The organism is Asticcacaulis taihuensis, assembly GCF_900100255.1.
In the GTDB taxonomy this organism is placed as follows: Bacteria; Pseudomonadota; Alphaproteobacteria; order Caulobacterales; family Caulobacteraceae; genus Asticcacaulis; species Asticcacaulis taihuensis.
The window spans coordinates 1,421,215-1,446,477 of sequence record NZ_FMTS01000001.1 but is presented as its reverse complement, the minus strand read 5'-3'; the positions used below and the strand labels follow the sequence as shown (position 1 = coordinate 1,446,477).

Below are 25,263 nucleotides of genomic sequence, written 5' to 3'. Positions count from 1 at the left end.
ATTTTTCAGCGTCCAGCCTGCGGGCCATGCAGGCTTTGGCGTGGTTTAGGCGGCGGTCAGTTCCGCCAGGAAGCGGCGGATATTCTCGCTCATCGCTTCGGTGCGCTGGGTCAACTGGTTGGCGGCGCCCAGCATTTCCGTTGACGCCTTTTCGGTATCGGCGGCCGAAGCGGAGAGTTGCGACACCGAAGACGAGGCCATCGAGGTGCCATCCGAGGCTTCGTTGACATTGCGGGCGATCTCGTTGGTGGCGTCGCCCTGCTGATGGACCGAGTCGGCGATGGAGGAGGCGATCTCGTTCATGTGCTTGATCGTTTCGCCGATGCCCTTGATGGCATTGACGCCGTTTTGCGCGGCGGCCTGGATGTCCTTGATGCGCTCGCGGATTTCGTCGGTGGCCTTGGCCGTTTGCTGGGCCAGCGACTTCACTTCCGAGGCGACGACCGCGAAGCCCTTGCCGGCTTCACCCGCACGGGCGGATTCGATCGTGGCGTTCAGGGCCAGCAGGTTGGTCTGCTGGGCGATGGCGTTGATGAGGTCGACCACTTCGCCGATCTGGTCGGCGGCACGGCTGAGTTCGGCCATGGAATCGTTGGTTCGGTCGGCTTCCGAAACGGCTTCAGCGGCGATTTCAACCGAGCGAACGGCCTGGTCGCCGATGACGCCGATTGAGGCCGACAGTTCCGTGGTGGCCGAGGCGACGTTCTGGACGTTATCGGCCGAGTTGCGGATCGAGCCCACGGCATCCTGAGAGCGGCGCTCGTTTTCCTGGGCGATGGTCAGCAGGGTGCGGCCGTTGGCGTCGAGGTCGGAGGCGGCATTGCTGAGCGCGTCGAGCATGTCCTGGGCTTCGTGGCGGAAGCGTTCGGCCAGTTCAGCCATCTGACGGGCGCGTTCCTCGCGGGTCTTGGAGGTGGCGGCCTCGATGGCCATCAGGCGTTCCTTCTCCTCGGCGTTCGACTTGAAAACATTGAGGCTGTCGACGACCGACTTCAGCTCGTCGCGGCGGGCGAGGGCGGAAATGTCGACATTCAGGTTGCCGTTGGCCAGTTCCTCGGTGGTCTTGGCAATGCGGTTGATGCCGGTAACGGTGACGCGCGAGAAGACAAAGGCGATCGCGCCGGAGACGCAGGCCATAATGACGGCGAAGATGGTCAGGAAGCTGATGCCGGCGGTCTGGGCGGCCTTGGCGTCCGTGGCGGCCTTGGTGGCGGCGGCCACATTGGCCTTGATCAACTGGTCGCTGATATCGGACATCTTGGCGTAGCCGTCATCGAACTGGGCCATCATCGGGCCGACCGAGGTGAAGTCGACATCCATGACCGAGCCGGCGAATTCGACGGCTTCCTTGTAGGTCTTCACTTCCTTGGCCAGGTCGGCGAGCAGCTTCTTCTGCGCCGGATCGGTGGCCTTGCCGCCATCGGTCTTGACGCGGGTTTCGATCTTGCCGAGATCCTCGGTGACCTTGGTGACGGTGGCCGAGGCATTGGCCGACGGGTCGGTGGCCTTCTTGGTCAGGGCGTTATAGAGCTGGCCATTGGCTTCCTTGATCGAGGACTTGATGTCGCCCAGTTCGACAACCTGCGGCAGGGCTTTGGTGTTGATATCGTCGATGGTCTTGCCCTGGCCGTTCATGACATAGATGGCGCCGAAGGCCAGTACGGCCATAAGAGCGGTGGCGACGGCGGCCGGCGCCATGAATTTTACGGTAAACGACAGGTTCGAGAGCTTGAATCCGCCGGTCGGATTAGCGGTACTGGGTTTCGTCATTTTTGGCCCCTGACAAACTTTAAATAGGATTAAGGCGTTGAATTTCTTTCAGACTGTCTCATCCATTCGTCGCGTACAGGCGCGCAAACGCCGGCCGCGACTCATGGTTAAGATGAGCCTTTGGGCCAACCTGTCAGATTAAGGTTGTTGAAATCCTAACGGCCTGTCCGGGAACACAGAAAAGACAAAAAAAGCGCGCCAACCGTTCTGATTGGCGCGCTTTTCGGATACACTGGGCTGTATTTACTGGCCGGTTTCCTTGGCAGGGCTCTTGGCAGAAGCTGCTGGCGCGGGCGCCTTGGTGGTGGCGACCTCGGCGATGATCTCCTGGGCCGACTTGCCATGGATCTGCGCCGAAACCTGCACCGGCTTCTGGGCGGCATCGGCTTGGGCCTTGGCGGACGTATTCAGGGACTGGGCGTTCAGCATGGCCACGGTCTGGCTGTCGAGCGCCTGTGCCTTGGCGTTGGCCTGCGGCGTTTCGGCGGCTGTTGCCGGCGCATCCGAAGGCCGGACGGCGTCGAGCGTGTTGGCGATGCGCGAACCACGGCCGCGGAACTGATAGAAGATGTGCGAGCCGATCTGGGCCACGCGTTCCATGGTGCTGCCCCAGCCCGGCTTGACGCCGGTGGTGTGGAAACTGGTCGAGGTGCCGACCGAGGTCATGACATAACCATTGAGCGCGGCGTCAGCCACCGTCTTGGCGCGGCGCCAGGCCCAGCTTTCAACCGGCGCGCCCATGGCGCCATTGCAGACGAAGCTGAACTGGCAGGAGGTGCGCTGGTAGGCCCCCTGATAGACGACGCCGCAGATGGTTTTGGGGTAGGCGGGGTGGCGGACGCGGTTCAGGATGACCTGGGCAACGGCACGCATTCCGTCGACGCCTTCGCCGCGCGCCTCATAATAGACGGCCTGGGTCAGGCAATCGGAATCGCTGCGGTTGGCGTTCTTGAATTTCATGGCCGCAGCGGCGCGGACCGCAGGTGCGCTCACGGTTGGGACATCCAGGGGCGAGGCGGGAGCGATATTGCTGGCCAGGACGATTTTGGCGTCAGGGAGATCGCGCTGGTTGCGGGCATCGTCGGAGATGCGCATGGCGGTCAGGTTTTGGGCGAGCAGGCTGTTATCGGTGCCCGTGCCGGCATACTGCGAAAAACGCATGGCGATATTGAGCGCGCTTTGATCGACCTTTCCGGCCGCATCGAGCGTCTGCATATCGAGCTTGCCGTCGCGTGCCGCCATCATCAGGCGGGCAGCGTCCTTCGGTGCGCTGCCGTCGTGAGCCAGGTGGCTGCCCAGGCAAGCCGCGCCGACCGACGCGCCAACCAGGAGGCCCACTGCACTCGCTGCCATGAGGGCGCGCATACGATAGCGCGCAATCGAAATGGGTATCAAGACTATCTGGTCCTCTGTGACGAGGGCGTTACGTGCCCTCCGGGAAAGCCCTGTGGTGTTAGGAATGCACGCTTAACTCAATGCAATTAACAGACCAAAGACTCACGCCAGCAGGACAGATAGGACCCGCTGGGCAGGCCGCTATCTAGGAGGCAATTGTGGCGGAAATGTGTTCGTTTTGTGCGGATGCTTGGCGGGCAACAGTTATGCTCCGAGGCTTATAAGAAAATCATGCGAATTGATTGCAGCTTAAAATCTTTTTATTGACAGGAAAAGCCAAGTAATTTTCCGATAGATTATCGGTAATATGAAATCTTTATTATTTGGAATTGCTTTATAGTCAAATTCATATTCAGAAAAGCTTAATTTAACGAAACATTAAAACACCGTCTTAACAGATTTTCGGGCGCCTTTCCGTCCGCGTAAAGATGGACCGCCAAAATAACCGGCTGGAATCCCACAAAAAATGACGCCTGTATGATGACTCCGCTGACAAGTTCTGGCGCCGTAATGCGGCAAAACGCCGTTATCGGCCGGCCGTTTGACGCGCCGCAAAACTTTTATGCGCCCCTTTCATTTTTTTTGTCTCCCCTTATGTTACGTTCATGAGCCGTTCTCCCCAAACTCCCGGTTTTTCCGACAATTCTGGCGCCTTCGTTGCCGACTTCGCCAATACGCCCGTGACCTGGGTGCCGCATAAGCCGGAACGGCCGGAAAAATCGGAAGGTGGTCGCAAATTCCGTCTTGCCGCGCCCTATGAACCGGCCGGCGATCAGCCGACCGCCATCGCCGACCTGATGGCGGGGATCAATGCCCGCGAGCACGATCAGGTGCTGCTCGGCGTTACCGGTTCCGGCAAGACCTTCACCATGGCCAAGATCATCGAGCAGACCCAGCGTCCGGCCCTGATCATGGCGCATAACAAGACCCTGGCGGCCCAGCTATACAGCGAGTTCAAGGCGTTCTTCCCGGATAATGCGGTCGAGTATTTCGTCTCCTATTATGACTATTATCAGCCGGAAGCCTATGTGCCGCGCACCGATACCTTCATCGAGAAGGACTCCTCGATCAACGAGCAGATCGACCGGATGCGCCATTCGGCTACGCGTGCCATTCTGGAACGTGACGATGTGATCGTGGTCGCTTCGGTCTCCTGTATCTATGGTATCGGGAGCGTGGAAACCTACACCGCCATGACCTTCGACCTGACGGTCGGTCAGACGATCGACGAAGGCCAGTTGCGTGCCGACCTGGTGGCCCTGCAATACAAGCGCAACGACCAGGCGTTCGAGCGCGGCACCTTCCGCCGGCGCGGCGATGTCATCGAAATCTTCCCGGCCCACTATGAAGACAGGGCCTGGCGCATCAACATGTTCGGCGACGAGATCGAGGGTATCCAGGAATTCGACCCGCTGACCGGCAAGAAGATGCAGGATCTGAAGGAGGTCCGCGTCTATGCCGCCAGCCACTATGTCACGCCGCGCCCGACGCTCAACCAGGCCGTCAACCGCATCAAGGCCGAACTGAAACAGCGGCTGGAGCAACTTCATGGCGAGGGCAAGCTGCTGGAGGCGCAACGGCTGGAGCAGCGCACCACCTTCGATCTGGAAATGATCGAAGCGACGGGCGCCTGTGCCGGCATCGAAAACTATTCGCGCTACCTGACCGGACGCGGCCCCGGCGAACCGCCGCCGACCTTCTTTGAATACATGCCGGAAAACGCCCTGCTGTTTGTCGACGAAAGCCACGTCTCGGTATCGCAGATCGGCGGTATGTATCGCGGCGACTTCGCACGTAAGTCGATCCTCGCCGAATACGGCTTCCGCCTGCCCTCCTGCATGGATAACCGTCCCCTCAAGTTCGAGGAATGGGACGCTATGCGGCCGCAGTCGATTTATGTGTCTGCCACGCCGGGCAAATGGGAGATGGAGCGCACCCAGGGCGTCTTCGCCGAGCAGGTCATTCGCCCGACCGGCCTGATCGATCCGCCGGTCGAGATCCGTCCGGTTCATAAGGACAATTTCAGCCAGGTCGATGACGTGATCGCCGAGGTACGCGAGGTGGCGAAGCAGGGCTATCGCTCGCTGGTCACTGTGCTCACCAAGAAGATGGCCGAGAACCTGACTGACTACATGCACGAGCAGGGCATCCGCGTGCGCTACATGCACTCCGATATCGATACCCTGGAGCGCATCGAGATCATCCGCGACCTGCGCCTCGGTGCTTTCGATGTGCTGGTCGGCATCAACCTTCTGCGTGAAGGCCTCGATATCCCGGAATGCGGCTTCGTCGCCATTCTCGATGCCGACAAGGAAGGCTTCCTGCGTTCGGAAACCTCATTGATCCAGACCATCGGCCGGGCGGCGCGCAATGTCGATGGCCGGGTGATCCTCTATGCCGATAAGATGACCGGGTCTATGGAGCGGGCACTGGCTGAAACCAATCGCCGCCGCGAAAAGCAACTTGCCTACAATGCCGAGCATGGCATCACGCCGGAATCGGTCAAGCGCGGCATCGCCGATATTCTGGACAGCCCGTATGAGAAGGGCGATCGCGTCCAGGTGCCGATGGGCGTGGCGGAAAAGGATGCCAAGCCGTTCCTCGGTTCCAACTTCCAGGCGACCCTGCGCGATCTCGAGGCGAAGATGCGCGAGGCCGCCGGCAATCTCGAATTCGAGACCGCCGCCCGTCTGCGCGACGAGATCAAGCGGCTCAAGACGCTCGATCTGGAATTTGCCAAGGACATGCTGGATAACGAGTAATTCTTTCATACCGGAAATGTGGAATTTTCCACTCTGAATAGCGTTATATAAGAGCAACGCCTGTGGACAAATCATGCGCTTTTGACGCATTCACGCCACATTCCCACTGGATTTTTATTTGATTTCGAGAGACCCTTCATTGTGGGCTGCCAGTGCGTGCCGGTCGATTGGCGCAATAATGGACAGTTCGGGCTGGCATTCTTCTTGCACAGCCTGACGCTTGAGACATATGGTTGTCTTTGAACACTGACTCGTGTTGCGTTTGTCAAATGGGGTTAATGAGATGCGTAGGACTAGATTGAATGTGGTGCCGCCGGTCTCCAAGGAGGTCGCTTTAGGGGCAAATCCGGCGCCTAAGGAAATCGCCCTCGGTCAGATGATCGATGGCGACAAGGTGATGAGCCTGCCTACGCCGGTCACTCACAAGGCCAATTTCCCCGAAGACATGGCGCAGGTCCGCGAAACCCGCACCCAGCGTGTCCGGCGTTTGCAGGAAGAAGCCCGCGCGCTTGCCCGCGAACAGATCGCCGAGTTTGAAGTCTTGCTCGACGCCACTGCCAAGGCGGCGCTCGAAATCGCCGATGGCGGCGAGGTCTATTCGATCGGCGCCCGCGAAATCTGCCGGCGTCTGGCAGACGAACTGCCGCGCACCCTGCAAACCCTCCAGGTCATTTCCCGGAAGCGCTAAAAGCAGCGCTAAGCATCGAATAAAATTCCCCAGGCACCGTTTATAAGACTGGTGCAAGGGATGGTTTTCCCATAGTCTTTCTCCTTCCGCGGGCGGAAAGCTGATGTGTCCTGCCCGCCGAGCGGTTGCCTTGTGCAATCCTATGAGACGGACGGGAAAGCGAAAAGATGTTCCAGGTCAATGCAGGCGTTATGAGCCGTCTCATCCTGCTGGCGGGTATGGCCTTGCTGTCAGGCTGTCACAAGAAACCGGAAACGCCGCCGCCGCCCGTGGTTGCACCGGCACCGGTTGTGGCCCCTAAACCGCCGCCGCCTCCGCCGGCACGTAAGCCAGGCCTTTGGCAGACGACCGTTTCGGAAGAAGGCAGCCCGGAAAAACCGCAGGTGCTCAAGATATGTATCGATGCGGTCACCGACCAGCACCTGGGCATCCTTGGCACTGACCTGTCAGGCGATACCTGCACCACCAAGACCTTCAGTCCGCAAGGTGAGGGCAATTGGGGCGTGCTGGCCGAATGCGCCATGGGCGCCGGTGTCGTGACCGAATATTCCGGTTCGGTCACCGGTGATTTCAACAGCCATTATGACATGACTGTCCGCTCGCAAACCACGGGCGGCAGCCAGATGAACCGGGTCACCAATTATGTGGTCAGTTCGAAGCGTCTGGGCGCCTGTGCCGCCGATCAGAAGCCGGGTGACGTGATCAATGACGGCGTCAAGATGAATCTCTTCGGCATGGCGGGCGTCGATCGCGGTGGTGCGAAAGCGCCGGCGTCGGAAACGCCGCCGCCGGATGTGGTGGATTAAGCGTTTTCCGAACTTAAGCCAGCCAGGCTTTCGGGTTCGGGATCGGGCGCTGATGCAGCAGGTGGTTGAACCCCATCACGGCGCGGCCGACCGTATAGCCCAGGCAGAACAACAGCAGTAGCAGCATGATAGTCGTGATCGCCGGTGCGGTGATATGGTTCTTCTGCACGAAGGTATAAGCAACCGCGTTCAGCAGGACCGGGCCTATGCCGTACCAGAAGGTGCGCTTCTGGAATTCGTAATGGCTCCTGATCCACTCCGGCGCCTTGTCCTCGGCGAAATTGGCCACCAGCATGGCCAGAAGCGCGGTCAGGCCAAAGGTCATGATCGTGAAGAGGATCAGTAGATAGTTGAGGTAGGCGGTCAGGCGCGGATCAGCCAGAAAGGCTTTCAGGCCGCTCAGGGTCGTCTCGGCAGGGGGCTTGGCGGTCATTGTGGTCTATTCCGGCTGGCTTTCTCTGGAGCCTAATACGGCCCGCAACATACCGCAATGCAATATTCAAATCTCGATATTCGGCACCAGCGGCGCCAGGTCGGTGACGCCGATATCCAGGCCCATCTGGCTGAGCAGGGTGGTGATTTGTCCGCGGTGGTGGGTCTGGTGGTTGAAAACGTGGCTGAGAAGCAGGCCGGCCGGTTTCGTGAAGGGCTGGCCACTGCTGTTGCGATAGCTGAGCGGCGCGGCGATATCGGCGTCGCTCAACTGATCGATAAAGCGGATATAGAGGGCGTCCAGTTCTTCGCGCACCGGCTTCAGTTCGGCAAGCGTCGGGTAAAGCAGGTCGGCCAGCACCTTTGGCTTCGGCAGGGCGTCGAGCGGCGCCAGAACCTCGCCATAGGGCTGCGGTCGGAAACGGTTGAGCCACATCAGGTCGGCGACGACCAGATGGTTCAGCGTGCCAAGGATCGAGCCGAAGAAGGCCCCGCGCGGCGCCAGCAGTTCGGCATCCGGCAGCGGTGAGATGACCGCGATCAGGCGCTGGTTCATGACGCTGTTATAGGTCGCCATCAGGCGCAGGTGATCTTTGTAGGCCAGTTCAGTCATTCTGATACACCACGCAGACGCCGGCCTGATCGGCGTCGGCCAGGGCTTCCGGTTTTGAAATGGACACCTCGACGCGGCGGACATGGGGCAGGGCCACCAGCGTACGGGCCATGTCTTCCGCCAGGGTCTCGACCAGCTTGATATGGCCGCGATCGATGAACTCACGGGCAATCTGGCCGACCAGCTCATAGTTCAGCGTATCTTTCAGGCCGTGGATAGCGTGCAGGCCGAGATCAAAAACGGCATCGATGATCAAAGGCTGGGTGCGGCCATGCTCATGGTCATAGATGCCGATAGCGGCCTCGACCCTCAGTCCTTTGACGAAGACGCGGCGGGAGGTGAGGCTCATGTTAAGTGATCCCAGGCTTCAGGGGATAACAGATCATTCAGGCTCATATCGGCGCGATGGCACCATTCACCCAGCCGGATCGGGCAGGCGGCGATATCGGCCGGACCAAGCACCACGCTGTTGGTTGGGGTTTCCTCGATCTCGAAGCGCACGCATTCGAAATCGGGCAGGTGCGCCGCCAGTATGGCGTTGAGCTTCATATAGAGCGCAGCAGAAACCGCCTCGGTGGTCGGGTCGCCTTCGATCACCAGCAGGCGCGGCAGCAGGTCCGGCTCGTGCTGGCGGAAATAGCCGATCATCGGATCATCATGGCCAAGCTGAAAGGCATGGTCCAGGCTGTCATCGACAAAGCGGTGCCAGTGGCGCTTCAGATCGGCGAAGCTGGCGGCGTAGTTGGCATTGCCCCAGCGCATGGCGCCGGCATCCCGCGCCTGCAGGCTGACCACGACAAATTCGTTATGGCCATGCGGCGTCAGGCACTTCGAATTGGCATCGAAGCGCAGGCGATGGGCCATGGAAAAGCGGCGTTTGAACTGAAGCTGCACGGAAGGGGCCTATGGAAAACTCATGCCTGCTAAATCCCATAGAGCCCCCGGAGTCAATCGCTAGGTCAGGCGCGCACGTCGAAAACCATGTTGAATGGCGTTTCGGTGGCGCGACGGAAGTGCGAGAAGCCGGCATCCATCGCCACCTTGCGCAGGCGGATTTCACCAGCCTGCGCCCCCAGGCCAAGCCCGACTTCCTGCGACAGCGAGGCCGGCGTGCAGACCATGGTGGAGGCGCCATAGAAGATGCGGCCGACCGGATTGAGGTTTTCCTTCAGCGTATCGTGGGCGAAGGGCTCGACGATCATCCAGGTGCCGTCGGGCGCCAGGGTTTCCCTGACATGCTTGCCGGCCCCGACCGGATCGCCCATATCGTGCAGGCAGTCGAACATGGCGACGAGGTCGTAGTCACGGGCCGGGAAGTCCTTGGCCGACGCCTGCTCGAAGGTGACGCGATCATCGACCCCGGCCTCTTTAGCGGCGGCCCTGGCGCGTTCGATGGAGGGGCCGTGATAATCGAAGCCGGTCAGTTTCGCGGTCGGGAACGCCTTGGCCATCAGTATGGTGGAAGCGCCATGGCCGCAGCCGACATCGGCCACCCTGGCGCCGTGTTCGAGCTTGTCTTTCAGGCCGTCGATCGCCGGAATCCACTCCTCGATCAGGTGCGCATTGTAGCCCGGCCGGAAGAAGCGTTCGGTGCCGCGGAAGAGGCACTGGCTGTGGTCGTGCCAGCCGACGCCCGCCCCGGTGCGGAAGGCTTCGGCGATCTTCGGTTCATCGAGCCAGATGGACTGCATGATTTCAAAGGCGCCGCCGAAAAAGGCGGGGCTGTCTTCATCGGCGAAGGCCATGGCCTGTTCGGGGGACAGGCTGAATGTGCTGTCCTCGTCATTATAATCGATATATTCGGCCGCGGCCTGGGCGGAAAGCCATTCGCGCAGGTAGCGTTCCTTGTAGCCGGTCTTGCGCGCCAGGCTTTCGGGCGTGACGGGCACGCCATCGGCCATGGCCTTGTAGATACCGAGCTGATCGCCCAGCAGGACAGTAGCGCCGGTGACGGCGGCGCCCAACTCGCCGACCATCCGGCCAACGAGCGCATCGAGTTTTTGAGGATCGGGTTGACGCATGACTGTGCTCCTTGTGAATGGACCACTTCGTCTATGCGCCGGAAAGGGAGTGCGGAACTTTTGCCGGAGTGTACGCCTGTCCGAAACGCGCGGCAAGCCGGCTGGGTCCGGTCCGTCAAGTTCCTGAGAGGCCCTATAATTGTAAAAATCGTACTCAGACAACGGTTGACTTACGGACAATCAACCGCGGTTCTAGGCGAAGGGTTTGCGGCGCGCCGCCGGCGCCTGTGCTCAGTTCTAGAACGCGTTTCGCCGCCATGTCTCCAAGCCGGTGACTGCTCTGGTCAACGGAGGTCAGCGGTACACGCAGATAATCGGCATAACGCAGGTTGCCGCAGCCTATGAAGGCAATATCGTGCGGAATGCGCAAACCGGCCTGCATCGCCGCGTCCATGGCGCCAATGGCTGACAGATCATTGTAGCAGAAGACGGCGTCAGGCGGTTCGCGCAAGGACAGCAATTCCTGCATGGCATGGTAGCCGGTCGCATCGCCGCTTTCTTCAAAGCGTTCACGAGTCACGACATACTCTTTGGGCAGTTCGATACCCACCGCGGCCAGGGCGCGCTGGAAGCCTTTGAGCCGGTCTGCGGTCGGACTGATGCCGCGCCCGCCAATATGGGCGATCCGTCTGCGGCCAATGCCGGCCAGATGGCGCCCCGCCACTTCACCCACCATGAGGTCATTGGTGCCGACGAAATCCATTGGCAATTTTGGAAAATGACGGTCAATGAGCACAACGGGCGTGGTGGTTTCGGTCAAAGCCTTGGGGGGGTGCGTTGACGGGCGGCAGGAAGCGACCAGCAAGACATCGACGCCGCGCGTCAAAAGGGTCTGGATTTCCTGTTCCTCGATATCTGGATCTTCTTCGGAAGACGCCAGAACCAGCACCAGACCTTCCGAACGCAGCGCCCCGGCCAGTGATCGGGCGAATTCGCCGAAGAAAGGGTGGACCAGGTCCGGCACCACCAACCCGACCGCATAGGAACGGCCACCCGCCAGGGCGCGCGCCAGCATATTGGGCTGGTAGTTCAGCTCGTCCATCCGCTTCAGAACGCGCTCACGGGTTTTCTGACCGATGTCGGTCCGGCCGCGCAATACCTTTGAGACGGTAACCGTAGAAACGCCGAGATCGCGGGCTATGTCTTTGAGCCTGACCACCATTGAGGGAACTTTTAAAGTGTGTTGAACCTGTTGATAGGTCTATTCACACGCTTCGGTAACGGCGTCCAGACGCCAGGAGCCAGAGCCAGAATTGCCTAACTGAAACGCGTGCGCGTCCACAGTGCCCAGCAGCCTGCCGCCAGCGCCACCAGCAGGATGGCGCAAAGGACCGCTACCCAGCCCCAATTCATCGCCAAAGGCGGTACAACCGCATCGGCGGCCAGCCAGGCAAACAGCCCGACAGCGGCAGTCACTATGACCCAGTCCCACCAGCGCCGGGCGCGCGGCCCCTTGGTCTCGTCGCCATTTTGCGCCCTCAGCGTTTCCTGGTAATCAAGGCCATAGCGGTCGCACTCGCGTCGCAAGGCTTCGTCGCGGCGGCTCATCTCGTTCGTGCCGGCCGACGCCGTGCTGATGGCCAGCGCCCCGAAGATCATAAGCAGCGAACCGCCGGCGACGAGGCCAAGATGTAATTTATCGGCGCCGGCCAGTTCTCCGAACACAAGCGCGCCCCAGGCCAGTCCCCATAGCTGATTGGTGTTGGACAAGGGAATGCCACGGCTAATGCCGAGATATTTGGTGGCAAATTGCTGAAACAGATCACCAATCACCCACACAAAGCCGCCCAGGAACAGCCAAAACAGCACCTGCCGGCTATGAATAAGCTGCATGGCCGAGGAATGCGAGCCGCGATCGAAAAACCAGGTCAGGGCCAGCATGGTGCCCAACTCGCCGAAGGTGAAAATGGTGACGAAGGAAAGAGGATTCATGCCGCTCAGATAGGCTTTGCGGTAAGGCACATACATGGTGCCCCACATCAGGCTGGCGCCTGCGGCCGCGGCCAGGCCACGGATCGCGTGTGGTGACGCGCCCGGATCGTGAAGCGTGCTGAAGCCCAGCATAATGGCGGCGGCGATAATGGCCAGGGTGCCGAATATCACCTTGCCGGCGGTGCGCGCGCCTGCCCCCCGCATTTCACGAAACAGCAGACAGCCCCATAACAAACCGATCAGGGAATTGGTGTTCCACAAAGGAAAGGCCGTAGCGAGGCCGACATCACGAATGGCGAATACGGTCAGGGTGTTGGCGACAGCCCATAGCGCACCCGCCAGAAGCGCCCAGACGATAAGGTGAGGTTTGCTGGCGATGTCCGAAAACACAAAGCCTGTGCCTTTCATCAGGGTCGGGAAAGTCCAGCGCGCGGCGAAGACGCCGGCCACCATACACAGAGAGATGGCGAAAGGAGAGAAACCCGCCGTGACCAGTTTGGTCGGCGCTTCCGCCGCGCCAAGCCAGGCGCCGGCCGCCAGGCCGCATAAGACGCCCAGCATGTGTTGCGGATTGGCCGCTCCCGCAGCCGTCTTTTGTGAAGACGCCATGATGGCGGTCCTTTCTTTCCCAAGTTTTTATACGGATTCAGGGGGCACGTTTCAGTGGATGAGCGCCAGGAGAAGGATGCCGCAGGCCAGAACCAGTACGGGAACCCAGAATTGAATATCGGTGAATACCGCGCGCGCTATGGACGACCTGGTCGTCTGCTGTTCGTTCATCAGTTTCCTCATTTCCTGTGGCCCGTCCGTTCTCTCAGTGGGAAGGTTTGGGCACCCACGGAACGTTACCCATTACGTAGGGTGTGTCAAGGCGTGATTAGTAACGCACAAAGAGGCTTTTGAAATTTATCACACCTTGCGAAATTAAAATACGTAAGCGATAACGTAGACAAAACCGGATAAGATCAGAGGAGACGTAATTATGGGTGCAAACGCCACACAGGCTGCCGATGACAGCCGCTATAAGGAAGGCAGGAGCGAGGACGAATTTCGTCAATATGACGCGGCGGCCGTGCCTGGCGTCGCTCAGTTTTATCGCCATAATCACGAGCAGATGACGGTTGACTATGTTCTGCGCAAGGAGGCCGAATATTTCGGCCTGACAAGGGGGCAGAAGTCGATATGGGAGGCCGCGGAATTTCTCAATGCTCTGGTCGATGAGAGCGATCCGGACACCGATCTGACCCAGACCGATCATCTTTTGCAAACCTCGGAGGCCATGCGCCGTGACGGACTGCCACGCTGGATGATCCTGACCGGCTTTCTGCACGACCTGGGCAAATGCCTTTGCCTGTGGGGTGAACCGCAATGGGGCGTGGTTGGGGATACCTATCCCGTGGGCTGCGCCTGGTCGGAGCACATTGTCTTTCACGAATATTTTGCCGGCAACCCGGATCGTAATGTGCCGGAATACCAGACCAAATATGGCATTTACGAACCCAATTGCGGTCTTGAGACTGTGCACATGTCATTCGGCCACGATGGCTATATTGCCGAGGTGATGAAGCCTTATCTGCCGGATGAAGCGCTCTATATGCTGCGCTTCCATTCCTTCTATCCCTGGCACAAGCATGGCGCTTACGATCACCTGTGCAATGACAAGGATCGCGCCATGCTGGAATGGGTGTTGAAATTCAACAAGTACGACCTGTACTCGAAAGGTCATGCCAAGCCGAATCTGGCAGAGCTAAAGCCCTATTACGACGATCTGTTCGCCGAGTTTCTGCCTGCAAAGGTTGCTTGGTAAACAACTCGCCAAATTAGGCATTATGACCTGTAAGGCCGAGTTCGATGTTTTCGATCGCAGCCAGTCGGTAATGTCCGCTTTCGATAAGGCGCCCAAGTTGCACATTTGATGTCCACCCTGTAGCGCCATAGCGGCCTTGTCGCAAACCTAAGTAAAGGCCACCGCGATGCGGTGGCCTTTCGTAGGCTTAAAGCCAGTGATCCTTACAAATAGAACTGCACCATATTCTGCAGCGAGACCGGCTTGATCTTCGGGGCATTGCCCGCGGTGCCGAACTGCTCGAAGCGGTCTTCGCAGACCTTCTGCATCAGGGCATAGGCCGGCTTGAAATAGCTGCGCGGATCGAAACCGGCCGGGTTTTCCGACATGGTCTTGCGGATACCGGCGGTGATGGCCAGGCGCAGGTCGGTATCGATATTGATCTTGCGCACGCCCATCTTGATGGCCTTTTGCAGTTCCTCGACCGGTACGCCCCAGGTCTGCGGAATGGCGCCGCCATAGGCGTTGATCTCGTCCTGCAATTCCTGCGGCACGGAAGACGAGCCGTGCATGACGAGATGGGTATTGGGCAGGCGCTTGTGGATGGCCTCGATGACGTGCATGGCCAGCACTTCGCCATCCGGCTTGCGCGTGAACTTGTAAGCGCCGTGGCTGGTGCCCATGGCGATGGCGAGCGCATCGACTCCGGTTTTGGCGACAAAATCGACGGCCTGATCCGGATCGGTCAGGAGCTGGTCATGCGACAGGACGCCCTCGGCGCCGTGGCCGTCTTCGGCTTCGCCCATGCCGGTTTCCAGCGAGCCAAGCACGCCCAGTTCGCCCTCGACCGAGACGCCGCAGGCATGGGCCATCTCGACGACCTTGCGGGTGATATCGACATTGTAGTCGTAGTCGGCCGGGGTCTTGGCATCGGCCTTCAGGGAGCCGTCCATCATCACCGAGGTGAAGCCGTGCTGGATGGCCGAGGCGCAGGTGCCCAAGGAGTTGCCATGGTCCTGGTGCATGCAGAGCGGGATTTCCGGGTAGATTTCGGCCAGCGCATTGATGATGCGCTTCAGCATCAGGTCGTTGGCATAGGCACGGGCGCCGCGCGAGGCCTGGAGGATCACCGGTGACGCGGTCTTGCGCGCCGCCTCCATGATGGCGATGCCCTGTTCCATGTTGTTGATGTTGAAGCCCGGCACGCCATAGTTATTTTCGGCGGCGTGATCGAGCAACTGACGCAAACTTATACGAGCCATTATTTTCCCTTTTTTGGCTAGTTGTGAAATGGCCCTGTGGCGGGGCCGGTAAACTGCCCGAACGGCGTGGTCTTTGACCTGTTTTGAACCGTCCGGACATAAATTTTAAATGCGACAATAGCCCTGCAACTATTGTTCCAATTACGCTTCCAGCGCGGCGACGCCCGGCAGAACCTTGCCCTCCATCCATTCGAGGAAGGCGCCCCCGGCGGTCGAGACAAACGTCATGTCGTCGGTCACGCCGGCGTGGTTCAGCGCGGCAACAGTATCGCCGCCACCGGCCACGGCGACCAGCTTACCTGATCTGGTTTGCTCCGCAGCAAATTTCGCGGCCGCGACGGTTGCGGCGTCGAACGGTGGCAATTCAAACACACCGAGCGGGCCGTTCCAGATTAGGGTCTTGGCGCCGGCCATGATCTTGCACAGTTCATCGACCGTCCTGGGGCCGGCGTCGAAAATTTTGTCGGCATCGGTGAGTGGCGAACCGATATCCTCCGTGCGGTTGGCGGCATTGGCCTTGAATTCCTGCGCCACCACGACATCGAGCGGTAGCAGGAGACGGCAGTCGGCCTCGCTGGCTGCCGCCATGATCTCAAGAGCGGTGTCCTTCAGATCCTTTTCGCACAAAGAGCCGCCGACATCGTAGCCTTGGGCAAACAGGAAGGTATTGGCCATGCCGCCGCCGATGGCGAGGTAGTCCAGCTTGCTGACCAGGTTTTTCAGCAGGTCGAGCTTGGTGGAGACCTTGGAGCCGCCGACAATGCCGAGCGTCGGGCGCTGCGGATTGCCCAGGGCGGCATCGAGCGCAGTCAGTTCGCGGCGCATGGATTCACCGGCATAGGCCGGGATCAGGTGGGCCACGCCTTCGGTGGAAGCATGGGCGCGGTGGGCGGCGGAGAAGGCGTCGTTGACATAGATATCACCGAGCGCGGCCAGTTGCCTGGCGAAGCCGGCGTCGTTCTTTTCCTCGCCGGGATGGAAGCGGACGTTTTCATAAAGCACAACCCTGGCCGGGCCGGCATAGCGCTGATCAAGACTACCGGCAAAGGCAACATCCTGGCCGAGCAGGGCGGAAAGCGCCGGGGCCACGAAGCCGAGCGACATTTCCGGTACGACCTTGCCCTTGGGGCGATCAAAGTGGGCCAGTAGGGCCACCGTGGCGCCCTTGTCGAGCAGCTTTTTAATGGTCGGCAGAGCGACCTTCAAGCGGGTGTCATCGGTGATGCGGCCATTCTCGACCGGCACGTTGAAATCGACGCGCACCAGCGCGGTCTTGCCGTTGAGGTCAGAAACGTCGTCGAGAGTCTTGAAGGTCATGGAAGGCAGATTCCTCTGGATGTGCCGTCGCCGGTATTAATTCGGCGGGTAAATGGACATTAGAAAGTAAAAAGTACCGGCGGCGCCGGTTGTCAAAAGTAAGGATTGGCCGATAACGATCAGAACCTGTGATGCGACTGAGGGTTTAACGGAAGCCCGGTTACGACAAATCCAGGTCAGGACCGAAAATAGACAAAGGACAATGGCGACAACCACATACGGGTGGTCAATATCAACATATAACCTGAGAGCAAGCATCACGAGAGTGAACATGGTCACCACACCGGCAACAAAAGCTCCGATCAGCCAGGGCAGGGCCTGGTCCTCCTTTGACAGTTGCTCTTTGATTGCCATGACCTGGTCCGTGAAGAAAAACCCCGCCGAGACGATCCGGCGGGGCTAATCTTATCAGAGGAACTTACCGAAGGCGACGGCCGTGTCGGCCATGCGCGAGGAGAAGCCCCATTCGTTGTCGTACCACGAAAGGATGCGCACCAGCTTGCCTTCGATGACCTGGGTCTGGGCCAGGGCGAAGGTCGAGGAGGCGGGCTCGTGGTTGAAGTCGTGCGAGACCAGCGGCTCGTCGGTATAGGCCAGAACACCCTTCATCGGGCCGTCAGCGGCGGCCTTGATGGCGGCGTTGATCTCTTCCTTCGTCACGTCGCGGCCGGCATTGAACACCAGGTCGACGGCCGAGACGTTCGGGGTGGGCACGCGGATCGAGGAACCGTCCAGCTTGCCCTTCAGTTCCGGCAGGACGAGGCCAACGGCCTTGGCGGCGCCGGTCGAGGTCGGGATCATGGAAAGGGCGGCGGCGCGGGCGCGATACAGATCCTTGTGCATCTGGTCGAGCGACGGCTGGTCGTTGGTGTAGGAGTGGATCGTCGTCATGTAGCCGTTGACGATGCCGCAAAGGTCATGCAGCACCTTGGCGACCGGCGCCAGGCAGTTGGTGGTGCAGGAAGCGTTGGAGATGACCAGGTCATCCTTGGTCAGGACATCGTGGTTGACGCCGTAGACGATGGTCTTGTCGGCGCCGTCGGCCGGAGCCGAGACGATGACGCGCTTGGCGCCGGCTTCCAGGTGGGCGGCGGCGGTGTCGCGCTTGGTGAAGATGCCGGTGCATTCGAAGGCGATATCGACCTTGAGATCCTTATGCGGCAGTTCGGCCGGATTGCGGATCGCCGTCACCTTGATCGGCGCATAGGTCTTGCCATTGGCGGTGATGACCAGGCTGTCGCCCTCGACGGCCACCTTGGCCGGGAACCGGCCGTGGATCGAATCGTAGCGCAGCAGGTGCGCATTGGTTTCCACCGGGCCCAGGTCGTTGATCGCAACCACTTCGATGTCCGTGCGGTTATGCTCAATGATCGAGCGCAGAACCAGACGGCCGATGCGGCCAAAACCGTTGATGGCGACACGTAAAGCCATGGGGAAATCCTTTTATGAGATAGCAGCACCAATCGCTGTAATTGCGCGGTGGTTTTTTAGCCTCAAGGCTTTGAAGTCAAGCCTTATTTCGCGCTGACCAGGATATGGTAACGTTATCACAGAAATTCCAGATCAGGGCCTTATAATCAAGGTCGTAAGCGACATTTTTATAGTCGGATTTGAAACGACTTAGCGCGCCAATATCGGCAGGACCATCAATAGTTCCAGCCCGACAATGTCTGTGCCCTCATAGCGGTTGGTGGCCGTCAGTGTGCCGCCTTGCGCTTCGGTCAGGGCGCGCGCCACCGAAAGGCCGAGGCCCGTGCCGCCGGTATCGCGGTTGCGCGAGGACTCCAGCCGGTAGAAAGGCTCGAAGACGGTTTCCAGGGCTTCGGACGGCAGGCCGGGGCCGTTATCGATGACGCGCAGTTCCGCCTTGTTGCCGCGCCGCGCCAGTTCGATGCGGCAGCCGCCGGCATAGCGTCCGGCGTTTTCGACCAGGTTGATCAGGATACGCTTCAGCGCCACGGCGTCGCCCCGGACCATGATATTATCCTCGATCCGTGCCGGGTCCATATCGCAAACGGCGCACAGATCGTCGCTCAAGGAGTCGACCAGCGCCGAGAAATCAAGCGGCCGCAGGGTCTCGTTCATCTTGTGGGCGCTGGTGAAGCTCATGGCGCTGCGGATCAGCCCATCCATGTGGGCGATGTCGTTATTCAGCTTTTCGCGCAGGGGGGCGGGGACATCCTCGATGCGCAGGCGCATCCGGGCCAGCGGCGTCTTGAGGTCGTGGGCGATGGCCGCCATCAGCATGGTGCGGCTTTCCACCTGCTTGCGGATGCGCGCCTGCATTTCATTGAGCACCTCGGCGGCGGCGCGCACCTCGCGCGGGCCGACGGAAAGCACGGGCGGCGCATTGTCCTCCACGCTCAGCTTGGAGGCAGCTTCGGAAAAGGCGATGATCGGCCGGGAGAGCCGCTGCGACAGCCACCAGGCGAGCGGCAGGATCAGCAGGGCCGTCAGGACGAAGCCGAGCAGGAGGCGCTCCTGCCAGGGGGCGATCAGTTCCCTGGGCGGGGTAATGACGCGCCAGGTGCCGTCCTTGAGTTGCCAGGCGGCGCTGAAGGCGGGATAGAAGATATCGGCGCGGGTCTCGCCGTTGAAGGTCACCACACGATTGCCGCCAAAGCCGGGATTGAAAGCACGGTCGGCGGGCGGCATATCGCTGGCCGGCCCTTCGTGCGCACCCTGTGCCTGATCCGGGCCCTGATCCAGGCGCGGGAAGTCATTGGGCGGCGCCTGCGATGTCATGACGTTCGGACCGGCGGCCGGGAAGCCGTCACGCTGAAACGCGAAGGTTCTTGGGCCGCCATCGAAGCGGCGATGCGGCTGGATATGCACGAAGACCGTATCCGTCGGCACATGCAGTTCCGCCGCCAGTTTCTGGGCAATGCCGGCCTGGAAATTATAGGTCCGCAGGGCGCGGGAATCCGTCGCGTCCGGCGCCTTGTCGATAAAGGCCGGGCGCGCGGAGACGGTGATGGCCTTCAGCCGGTGGCCGTTCTGCAGCCGGACCTCGCCGGTCTTGAGCGCGGTCACCGCCTCCGTCAGGCTGTAGCCGGAGGGCGGCGGTTCGGGCGCCTTCAGCACCACGAGCACGGGGATGACCAGTGCCAGTACCAGCACGGCGAGTGAAAGGCCCATCACCTGCCAGAAGATTGGCAGGGAGATAAGCTGTGTGCGCGAGGGGGCGGCGGACAAGGGGCTCAAAGGTGGTTCCGGTTACTTTAACGGCTTGAACATGTAGCCGATGCCGCGGATGGTTCGGATAATGTCTTCATTGGCATCGTCGCTCAGCTTCTTGCGCAGACGGGAAATCTGCACATCGATGGCGCGGTCGAAGCTGTCGGTATTGGGGCCGTGCAGGTAGTCGAGAATCTGGTCGCGGGAAAGCGCCCGACCGGGGCGATCGAGGAAGACGCGCAGCAGTTCGAATTCGGCATTGGAAAGCGCCACCTGGATGCCATCCGGGCGGACAAGCGTGCGCTTGATATTGTCGAGTTGCCAGTTGAAGAAATGCGTGATCGGCGACTTTTCTCCCCCAAAACCATTCAAGCCGTTGCGGGCTTCGCGGCGGCGCATGACGGCGCGGATGCGGGCCAGCAGTTCGCGCGGATGGAATGGCTTGGCCATGTAGTCATCGGCGCCGAGTTCGAGGCCGACGATACGGTCGATCTCTTCGCCGCGCGCCGACAGCATGATGACCGGCGGGCCACCCTGTTCGTTGATCCGCTTGCATATGCTGAGGCCGTCTTCACCCGGCATCATGTAATCAAGCACGATCAGCTGGATATCGCCGCGCGCCAGGATCTTTTCCATATCGCGGCCTTGCGCGGCCGTCTGGACCTCGAAACCATTCTGGCTCAGGAAACCGCTGATCAGTTCGCGCAGGTCGGCGTCATCATCGACGACAAGGATGCGCGTGGGGGCAGCGGTGACGGTCTGGGGCATGGCGGACTGTATGGCTGATGACATGGCGACGATACTCGTGATTGCGGGCGCTGATAAGGAAAAAGACCTGTGACCGCAATGACGCAGGCTTACGGCTTTCCGATGTCGCCGCTGTCATAATAAATCTTATTTTGGCCTGATTTCGGGCCGTGCCTGACATCGGCGGGCAATATGTCGGGCGCATTCTGACGATCTGTGAAGAGCGTTCGATATTTCGCTCTTTGATGAAATGACGAGGAGAAACAGCATGTTAAAGCCTGTTCACTGGTTGGGCCTGTCCCTGACACTCGCCGGCATATGCGCCCTGCCGGCTCTGGCGGACGGAATGGATGCCCCGAAGACCGATGGCCCGGCCAGGCCGGCCTTCAGCGATATCGATACCAATAAGGATGGCGTGATCAGTCAGGCCGAATTCGACGCTTTCCGTCCGAAAAGACCCGATGGCGATCACTGGCGCGGTCGTGAACATGACGGCCCCCGAGGCAGGGGCGGTCCCATGCCTTTCCATGGGCCTGATCTCAAACAGCTTGATACGGACAAGGATGGCAGGATCAGCCTTGAGGAATTCAGCGCGCCGATGAAGGCCCATTTTGCTCGGATGGATGCCAATAAGGATGGTTATCTCGATGAGACCGAATTGAAGGCGCCGCCCCCGCCGCCTGAAGGCGGGCCTGAGGGAGATGGTCCGCCGGTCCCACCGCCGGAAAGATAGTCCTGTAATTTCGCCGCTGGGCGGTGAAAAAGTTGCCGTGGATGGCACACCTGGCCGGAGCGAAAGCTCCGGTCTTTTTTTATGAAAAAATTCCGCAAAAATTTTTGCGACGGAAAATATCACCGCTTCCGTTTGACTGGATAACGGCACGAATGGGGACTGTTCGTTCTATCCACTCAGGAACTCAACTCATGTCACGTACACTGACGTTTGTTTCTATCATGGCGCTTGGTGCAGCCCTTGTGGGCGGCGCGCTGGCGCAGACCGCTACGGATACGACTAACCATAAGCATCACGGCCAACGCTTTGATGCACTCGATGTTAACAAGGACGGCGCGCTCGATAAGAGCGAGGCTAAAGGCCGCCTCGCCAAGACTTTTGACGAGATCGACGCCAATAAGGACGGCAAGGTAACGAAGGACGAACTCAAGGCCGGCTGGCAGGCGCATCGCGCCGAACGCCAGGCTAAAATGCTCGCCCGTATCGATACCGACAAGGACGGCAAGGTGTCGTGGGCCGAAAGCGAAGCCATGGCGAAAGCCCGCTTCGACAAGGCCGACGCCAACCATGACGGCTTCCTTGACGCCACGGAATTGTCGCAGGGCCATAAGGGCTGGCGCCATCACCGTCAGGATATGGCGCCCCAGCAGGGACGCTAAAAGGCTTCTGTAATGTCCGTATCTCCCCGGAGCGGACATGACAGATCGGAGCCGTGACAGCCGCCGCTGTCACGGCTCTTTCTTTCGAAAGAAGTTTACGCGCAAACGTGCGCGGCGCGCAGTCGCGCTTGCCGAAACAGGGCAGGTCGCCCTGTTTCGGAGGCATCAATCGGCGCCTTATGGAAAGCAGAAAATAAAAAAGCCCCGTCCGAATTCCGGACGGGGCTTTTTTATTTGTTTGTGTAACTGCTTACAGCGCGGCCTTGACCTTGGCGACGACGTTTTCAGCCGTGATGCCGAACTCCTTGTAGAGGCGGTCGGCCGGGGCCGAGGCGCCGAAGCTCGACATGCCGACGAACAGGCCGTCCTCGCCGATGAAACGTTCCCAGCCGAAGCGGGCGGCGGCTTCGACGGCGATGCGCACCGGCGCCTTGCCGATGACCTGCGCCTGGTAGGCGGCCGGTTGCGCGTCGAAGACATCCCACGACGGCGTGGAGACGACGCGGGTCGGGATGCCGTCGGCTTCCAGTTGCTTTTGGGCGGCGACGGCGATGGAGACTTCCGTGCCCGAGGCGAAGATGGTGGCACGGGCTTCACCAGAAGCGGCGACCAGTTCGTAAGCGCCCTTGGCGGAGAGATCACCCGCTTGCGTACGCACCGCCGGCACCTTCTGGCGCGACAGGACCAGCATGGACGGACCCTTGGCCTTCACCGCAGCCTTCCAGCATTCGGCGGCCTCGACCATGTCGGCCGGACGGAAGACGTGCAGGCCGGGCATGGCGCGGTAGGAGGCCAGGTGCTCGACCGGCTGGTGAGTCGGGCCGTCTTCGCCGACGCCGATCGAATCGTGCGTCATGACATGGACGACCTTGGCGCCCATCAGGGCGCCAAGGCGGATGGCCGGGCGGCTATAGTCGGAGAAGACGAAGAAGGTGCCGGCATAGGGCAGGATGCCGCCGTGCAGGGCCATGCCGTTCATCGCCGCGGCCATGCCGAATTCACGCACGCCGTAGTGGACGTAGCGGCCGGCGTAGTTGTCGATATCAAAGGCGGTCATGCCCTTGACCAGGGTATTGACCGAGCCTGTCAGGTCGGCCGAGCCGCCGATCATGGTGTCGATGGTTGGGGTAAGCGCTGCCAGCGCCTTGCCGGAGCAGGAGCGGGTGGCGTCGGCCGGCCTGGTGGCGATGGCATCGGCAATGTGAGCATCCAGCGCTTCGAAGGCGTTGGCGGGCAGGTCGCCCTTCATGACAGCGGCCAGTTCGGCGCCCTTGGGGTTTGCCTTGGCGCGGGCATCCCAGTCCTTGCGGACCTTCGTGCCCTTGCGGCCGGCGGCAAGCCACGCCTTGCTGATGTTTTCCGGCAGGGTGAAGGGCGCGGCCAGCCAGTCCATATGTTCGCGGGCGGCCCTGATCTCATCGTCCATCAGGTTATAGCCGTGGCCGTGCTTGTCGCCTTCCTTAGGGCCGGCACGGCGCGACACGGCGGTCTTGCAGGCGATCATGACCGGCTTCTGCTGCTGGGTGGCCCAGCGCAGGGCGGCGGCGATCTTCGAGTGATCGTGACCGTCAACGGCCTTCACGGCCCAGCCGGCGGCCTTGAAGCGGGCGAGCTGGTCGCCGGTTTCGGCTACGGTGGCGTAACCGTCGATGGTGACATTATTGTCGTCGAACAGGACGATCAGGTTCTTCAGCTTCAGACGGCCGGCCAGCGAAATGGCTTCGTGCGACACGCCTTCCATCAGGCAGCCGTCGCCGGCGATGACCCAGGTCCTGTGGTTGACAAGATCGTCACCGAAGCGGGCATTAAGATGGCGTTCGGCCATGGCCATGCCGACGGCGGTGGCCAGGCCCTGACCAAGCGGGCCGGTGGTGCATTCGACGCCGGGGGTATGGCCGTATTCCGGGTGACCAGCGGTGGTGGAGCCCCACTGGCGGAAATTCTCGATGTCCTTCATCGAGACCGACTTGAAGCCGGTCAGGTGAAGCAGCGAATAGAGCAGCATCGAGCCGTGGCCGGCGGAGAGCACAAAGCGGTCGCGGTCGGCCCAGTCGGGATGCTTCGGATCGTACTTCAGGAACTTGGTCCACAGGACGGTGGCGACATCGGCCATGCCCATCGGCATCCCCTGATGGCCGGATTTGGCATTATGCACCGCCTCCATCGACAGGACACGGATGGCATCCGCCATAAGAACACCGGAGGGCTTTGTTGTGGGAGCGGCTGCAACAGCGCTTGTGGACATGGGTGAGTCTCTATTAAAGTGTTAACGAGTACGGAGATTTGCCGTGCCTTTAGCCGAACTTGCCGGCTAAGTGTAGAATTTAATGCGTTTTGCGCACGATTCTTACCGGTTTTGGTCCGGAAACGGACGAATCGATAGAAAGCGCGGCGCATATCGGAGGAAAGCGGTTATGGAGCATTCTCAGAGTCATTTGGCACCGAATCAGACGGGCAGCAGCCTGAGTATCGCCGTTGATCGGCTCGACCGGGCGCTGGAGGCTCTTGAAGCGCGTGTGCGAGCGCTGCAATCCGGCGAACCGCTGCCGGAATTCACCGGCTCCGGCACCAATGACGAGTATGAGCGGGTGCTGGCCGAACTGGAAGAGGCGCGCACCTCCAATGCCGAACTGGCGGCCGCGGCTTCCGCCGCCCATGCCGCTCTGGGTGCCGCCGCCGCCAATATCCGTCAGCTTGTCAGTGGGGTGATGTAATGGGAGAGGTCACGGTCCGCGTCAACAACAAGCCCTATACGGTCGGTTGCGCCGACGGCCAGGAAGGCCGCGTGCAGGAACTGGCGCGCAAGTTTGACGAGCATGTCGAGATGGTGGTGTCGGATGTCGGTTCGATCGGCGAGGTGCGGCTGTTCCTGATGGCCGCGCTGCTGATGATCGATGAAATGCAGGACCTGCGCTTGCAACTGGACGAGGCCAATTCCGCCAATGCCCGCATGAATGCCGGTGCGCATGAAATGGAACGCAAGGCGGCCTTCGCCATAACCGACGCGGCGGCCCGGCTGGAGCGCCTGCTGGGGGCGTAAAGGAAATCGTATTCCCCCATCCTTTTGTACCTCCCCATCCTGGTGGCGGGGCGTATGAACTTACGGGCAAATCACTAAGCGGATACCGTCTCCAGAGGTGATGCGTTAATCCTCTGGAAAGGG

General features: G+C 60.4%; 24 protein-coding genes. 8 read left to right on the top strand and 16 right to left on the bottom strand.

The genetic code is table 11. The features are described 5' to 3' along the window. Positions 1–45: 45 nt before the first annotated feature. Both BLO49_RS06800 and BLO49_RS06795 read right to left on the bottom strand, forming a co-directional pair. The gene (locus tag BLO49_RS06800) at positions 46–1,770 is read right to left on the bottom strand and encodes a methyl-accepting chemotaxis protein (RefSeq protein ID WP_090645848.1); all 1,725 of its coding nucleotides are present in this window, start codon (positions 1,768–1,770) and stop codon (positions 46–48) included. 243 nt (positions 1,771–2,013) lie between these two features. Then, complete coding sequence (locus tag BLO49_RS06795; RefSeq protein ID WP_245678885.1) at positions 2,014–3,123, bottom strand: cell wall hydrolase; 1,110 nt, start codon at positions 3,121–3,123, stop codon at positions 2,014–2,016. 647 nt (positions 3,124–3,770) lie between these two features. On the opposite strand from BLO49_RS06795, the gene uvrB reads away from it, so the two are divergent. The 3 genes from uvrB to BLO49_RS06780 all read left to right on the top strand — a co-directional run bounded on the left by uvrB (position 3,771) and on the right by BLO49_RS06780 (position 7,421). Then, positions 3,771–5,927, top strand: coding sequence for an excinuclease ABC subunit UvrB (gene uvrB / locus BLO49_RS06790; RefSeq protein WP_090645845.1), 2,157 nt, complete (start codon positions 3,771–3,773; stop codon positions 5,925–5,927). A gap of 283 nt (positions 5,928–6,210) precedes the next feature. Then, on the top strand, positions 6,211–6,615 hold the full coding sequence (locus BLO49_RS06785; RefSeq protein WP_245678884.1) for a hypothetical protein: 405 nt from the start codon (positions 6,211–6,213) through the stop codon (positions 6,613–6,615). 191 nt (positions 6,616–6,806) lie between these two features. After that, positions 6,807–7,421 (top strand): DUF3617 domain-containing protein, encoded by a 615-nt coding sequence (locus BLO49_RS06780; protein ID WP_090646232.1) that lies wholly within the window; start codon positions 6,807–6,809, stop codon positions 7,419–7,421. Positions 7,422–7,434: 13 nt separating this feature from the next. Here BLO49_RS06780 and BLO49_RS06775 read toward each other — a convergent pair whose 3' ends face one another. The 7 genes from BLO49_RS06775 to BLO49_RS06745 all read right to left on the bottom strand — a co-directional run bounded on the left by BLO49_RS06775 (position 7,435) and on the right by BLO49_RS06745 (position 13,028). Beyond that, positions 7,435–7,854 carry a hypothetical protein gene (locus BLO49_RS06775; protein ID WP_090645844.1) on the bottom strand — a complete coding sequence of 140 codons (420 nt, stop codon included), beginning with the start codon at positions 7,852–7,854 and terminating at the stop codon, positions 7,435–7,437. Between the two features lie 66 nt (positions 7,855–7,920). Beyond that, on the bottom strand, positions 7,921–8,466 hold the full coding sequence (locus BLO49_RS06770) for a DinB family protein (RefSeq protein ID WP_090645840.1): 546 nt from the start codon (positions 8,464–8,466) through the stop codon (positions 7,921–7,923). Further along, positions 8,459–8,815, bottom strand: coding sequence for a dihydroneopterin aldolase (folB, locus tag BLO49_RS06765; protein ID WP_090645838.1), 357 nt, complete (start codon positions 8,813–8,815; stop codon positions 8,459–8,461). Before folB ends, BLO49_RS06770 begins: the two co-directional genes overlap by 8 nt. Then, positions 8,812–9,360: a 6-carboxytetrahydropterin synthase gene (locus BLO49_RS06760; protein WP_170828226.1), complete on the bottom strand. Its 549-nt coding sequence runs from the start codon at positions 9,358–9,360 to the stop codon at positions 8,812–8,814. The genes folB and BLO49_RS06760 overlap by 4 nt, the downstream gene beginning before the upstream one ends. A 65-nt stretch (positions 9,361–9,425) precedes the next feature. Continuing rightward, entirely contained in the window at positions 9,426–10,487 is a 1,062-nt protein-coding gene (locus BLO49_RS06755; RefSeq protein ID WP_090645835.1) for a class I SAM-dependent methyltransferase, read from the bottom strand. Positions 10,488–10,641: 154 nt separating this feature from the next. Beyond that, on the bottom strand, positions 10,642–11,649 hold the full coding sequence (locus tag BLO49_RS06750) for a LacI family DNA-binding transcriptional regulator (RefSeq protein WP_090645832.1): 1,008 nt from the start codon (positions 11,647–11,649) through the stop codon (positions 10,642–10,644). A gap of 95 nt (positions 11,650–11,744) precedes the next feature. Further along, positions 11,745–13,028, bottom strand: a complete 1,284-nt coding sequence (locus tag BLO49_RS06745; RefSeq protein WP_090645830.1) for a GRP family sugar transporter — start codon at positions 13,026–13,028, stop codon at positions 11,745–11,747. 373 nt (positions 13,029–13,401) lie between these two features. On the opposite strand from BLO49_RS06745, the gene BLO49_RS06740 reads away from it, so the two are divergent. Next, positions 13,402–14,226 (top strand): inositol oxygenase family protein, encoded by an 825-nt coding sequence (locus BLO49_RS06740; protein ID WP_090645827.1) that lies wholly within the window; start codon positions 13,402–13,404, stop codon positions 14,224–14,226. A gap of 203 nt (positions 14,227–14,429) precedes the next feature. On the opposite strand, the gene fba is transcribed toward BLO49_RS06740, so the two are convergent. The 6 genes from fba to BLO49_RS06710 form a co-directional block, all read right to left on the bottom strand. Further along, on the bottom strand, positions 14,430–15,467 hold the full coding sequence (fba, locus tag BLO49_RS06735; protein WP_090645823.1) for a class II fructose-bisphosphate aldolase: 1,038 nt from the start codon (positions 15,465–15,467) through the stop codon (positions 14,430–14,432). A 141-nt stretch (positions 15,468–15,608) separates the two neighbouring features. Then, complete coding sequence (locus tag BLO49_RS06730; RefSeq protein WP_090645820.1) at positions 15,609–16,784, bottom strand: phosphoglycerate kinase; 1,176 nt, start codon at positions 16,782–16,784, stop codon at positions 15,609–15,611. 36 nt (positions 16,785–16,820) lie between these two features. Next, positions 16,821–17,138, bottom strand: a complete 318-nt coding sequence (locus BLO49_RS06725) for a hypothetical protein (RefSeq protein WP_090645818.1) — start codon at positions 17,136–17,138, stop codon at positions 16,821–16,823. A gap of 54 nt (positions 17,139–17,192) precedes the next feature. Further along, complete coding sequence (gene gap, locus BLO49_RS06720; protein ID WP_090645815.1) at positions 17,193–18,215, bottom strand: type I glyceraldehyde-3-phosphate dehydrogenase; 1,023 nt, start codon at positions 18,213–18,215, stop codon at positions 17,193–17,195. A gap of 189 nt (positions 18,216–18,404) precedes the next feature. Continuing rightward, the gene (locus BLO49_RS06715; RefSeq protein ID WP_245678883.1) at positions 18,405–19,988 is read right to left on the bottom strand and encodes a HAMP domain-containing sensor histidine kinase; all 1,584 of its coding nucleotides are present in this window, start codon (positions 19,986–19,988) and stop codon (positions 18,405–18,407) included. A gap of 12 nt (positions 19,989–20,000) precedes the next feature. Then, positions 20,001–20,753, bottom strand: a complete 753-nt coding sequence (locus BLO49_RS06710; protein WP_090645812.1) for a response regulator — start codon at positions 20,751–20,753, stop codon at positions 20,001–20,003. 223 nt (positions 20,754–20,976) lie between these two features. Between BLO49_RS06710 and BLO49_RS06705 the strand changes: the two genes are divergently transcribed. Both BLO49_RS06705 and BLO49_RS06700 read left to right on the top strand, forming a co-directional pair. Continuing rightward, positions 20,977–21,441 (top strand): EF-hand domain-containing protein, encoded by a 465-nt coding sequence (locus BLO49_RS06705; protein ID WP_170828225.1) that lies wholly within the window; start codon positions 20,977–20,979, stop codon positions 21,439–21,441. A gap of 191 nt (positions 21,442–21,632) precedes the next feature. Further along, a complete protein-coding gene (locus tag BLO49_RS06700; RefSeq protein WP_170828224.1) occupies positions 21,633–22,100 on the top strand; it encodes an EF-hand domain-containing protein in 468 nt (155 codons plus the stop codon). 250 nt (positions 22,101–22,350) lie between these two features. Here the strand turns inward: BLO49_RS06700 and tkt are convergent, their stop codons facing one another. Then, positions 22,351–24,345 carry a transketolase gene (tkt, locus tag BLO49_RS06695; RefSeq protein ID WP_090645804.1) on the bottom strand — a complete coding sequence of 665 codons (1,995 nt, stop codon included), beginning with the start codon at positions 24,343–24,345 and terminating at the stop codon, positions 22,351–22,353. A 169-nt stretch (positions 24,346–24,514) separates the two neighbouring features. On the opposite strand from tkt, the gene BLO49_RS06690 reads away from it, so the two are divergent. Further along, on the top strand, positions 24,515–24,814 hold the full coding sequence (locus tag BLO49_RS06690) for a hypothetical protein (RefSeq protein WP_090645802.1): 300 nt from the start codon (positions 24,515–24,517) through the stop codon (positions 24,812–24,814). Next, positions 24,814–25,140, top strand: a complete 327-nt coding sequence (locus tag BLO49_RS06685) for a cell division protein ZapA (RefSeq protein WP_090645799.1) — start codon at positions 24,814–24,816, stop codon at positions 25,138–25,140. Before BLO49_RS06690 ends, BLO49_RS06685 begins: the two co-directional genes overlap by 1 nt. Positions 25,141–25,263: the final 123 nt, after the last annotated feature.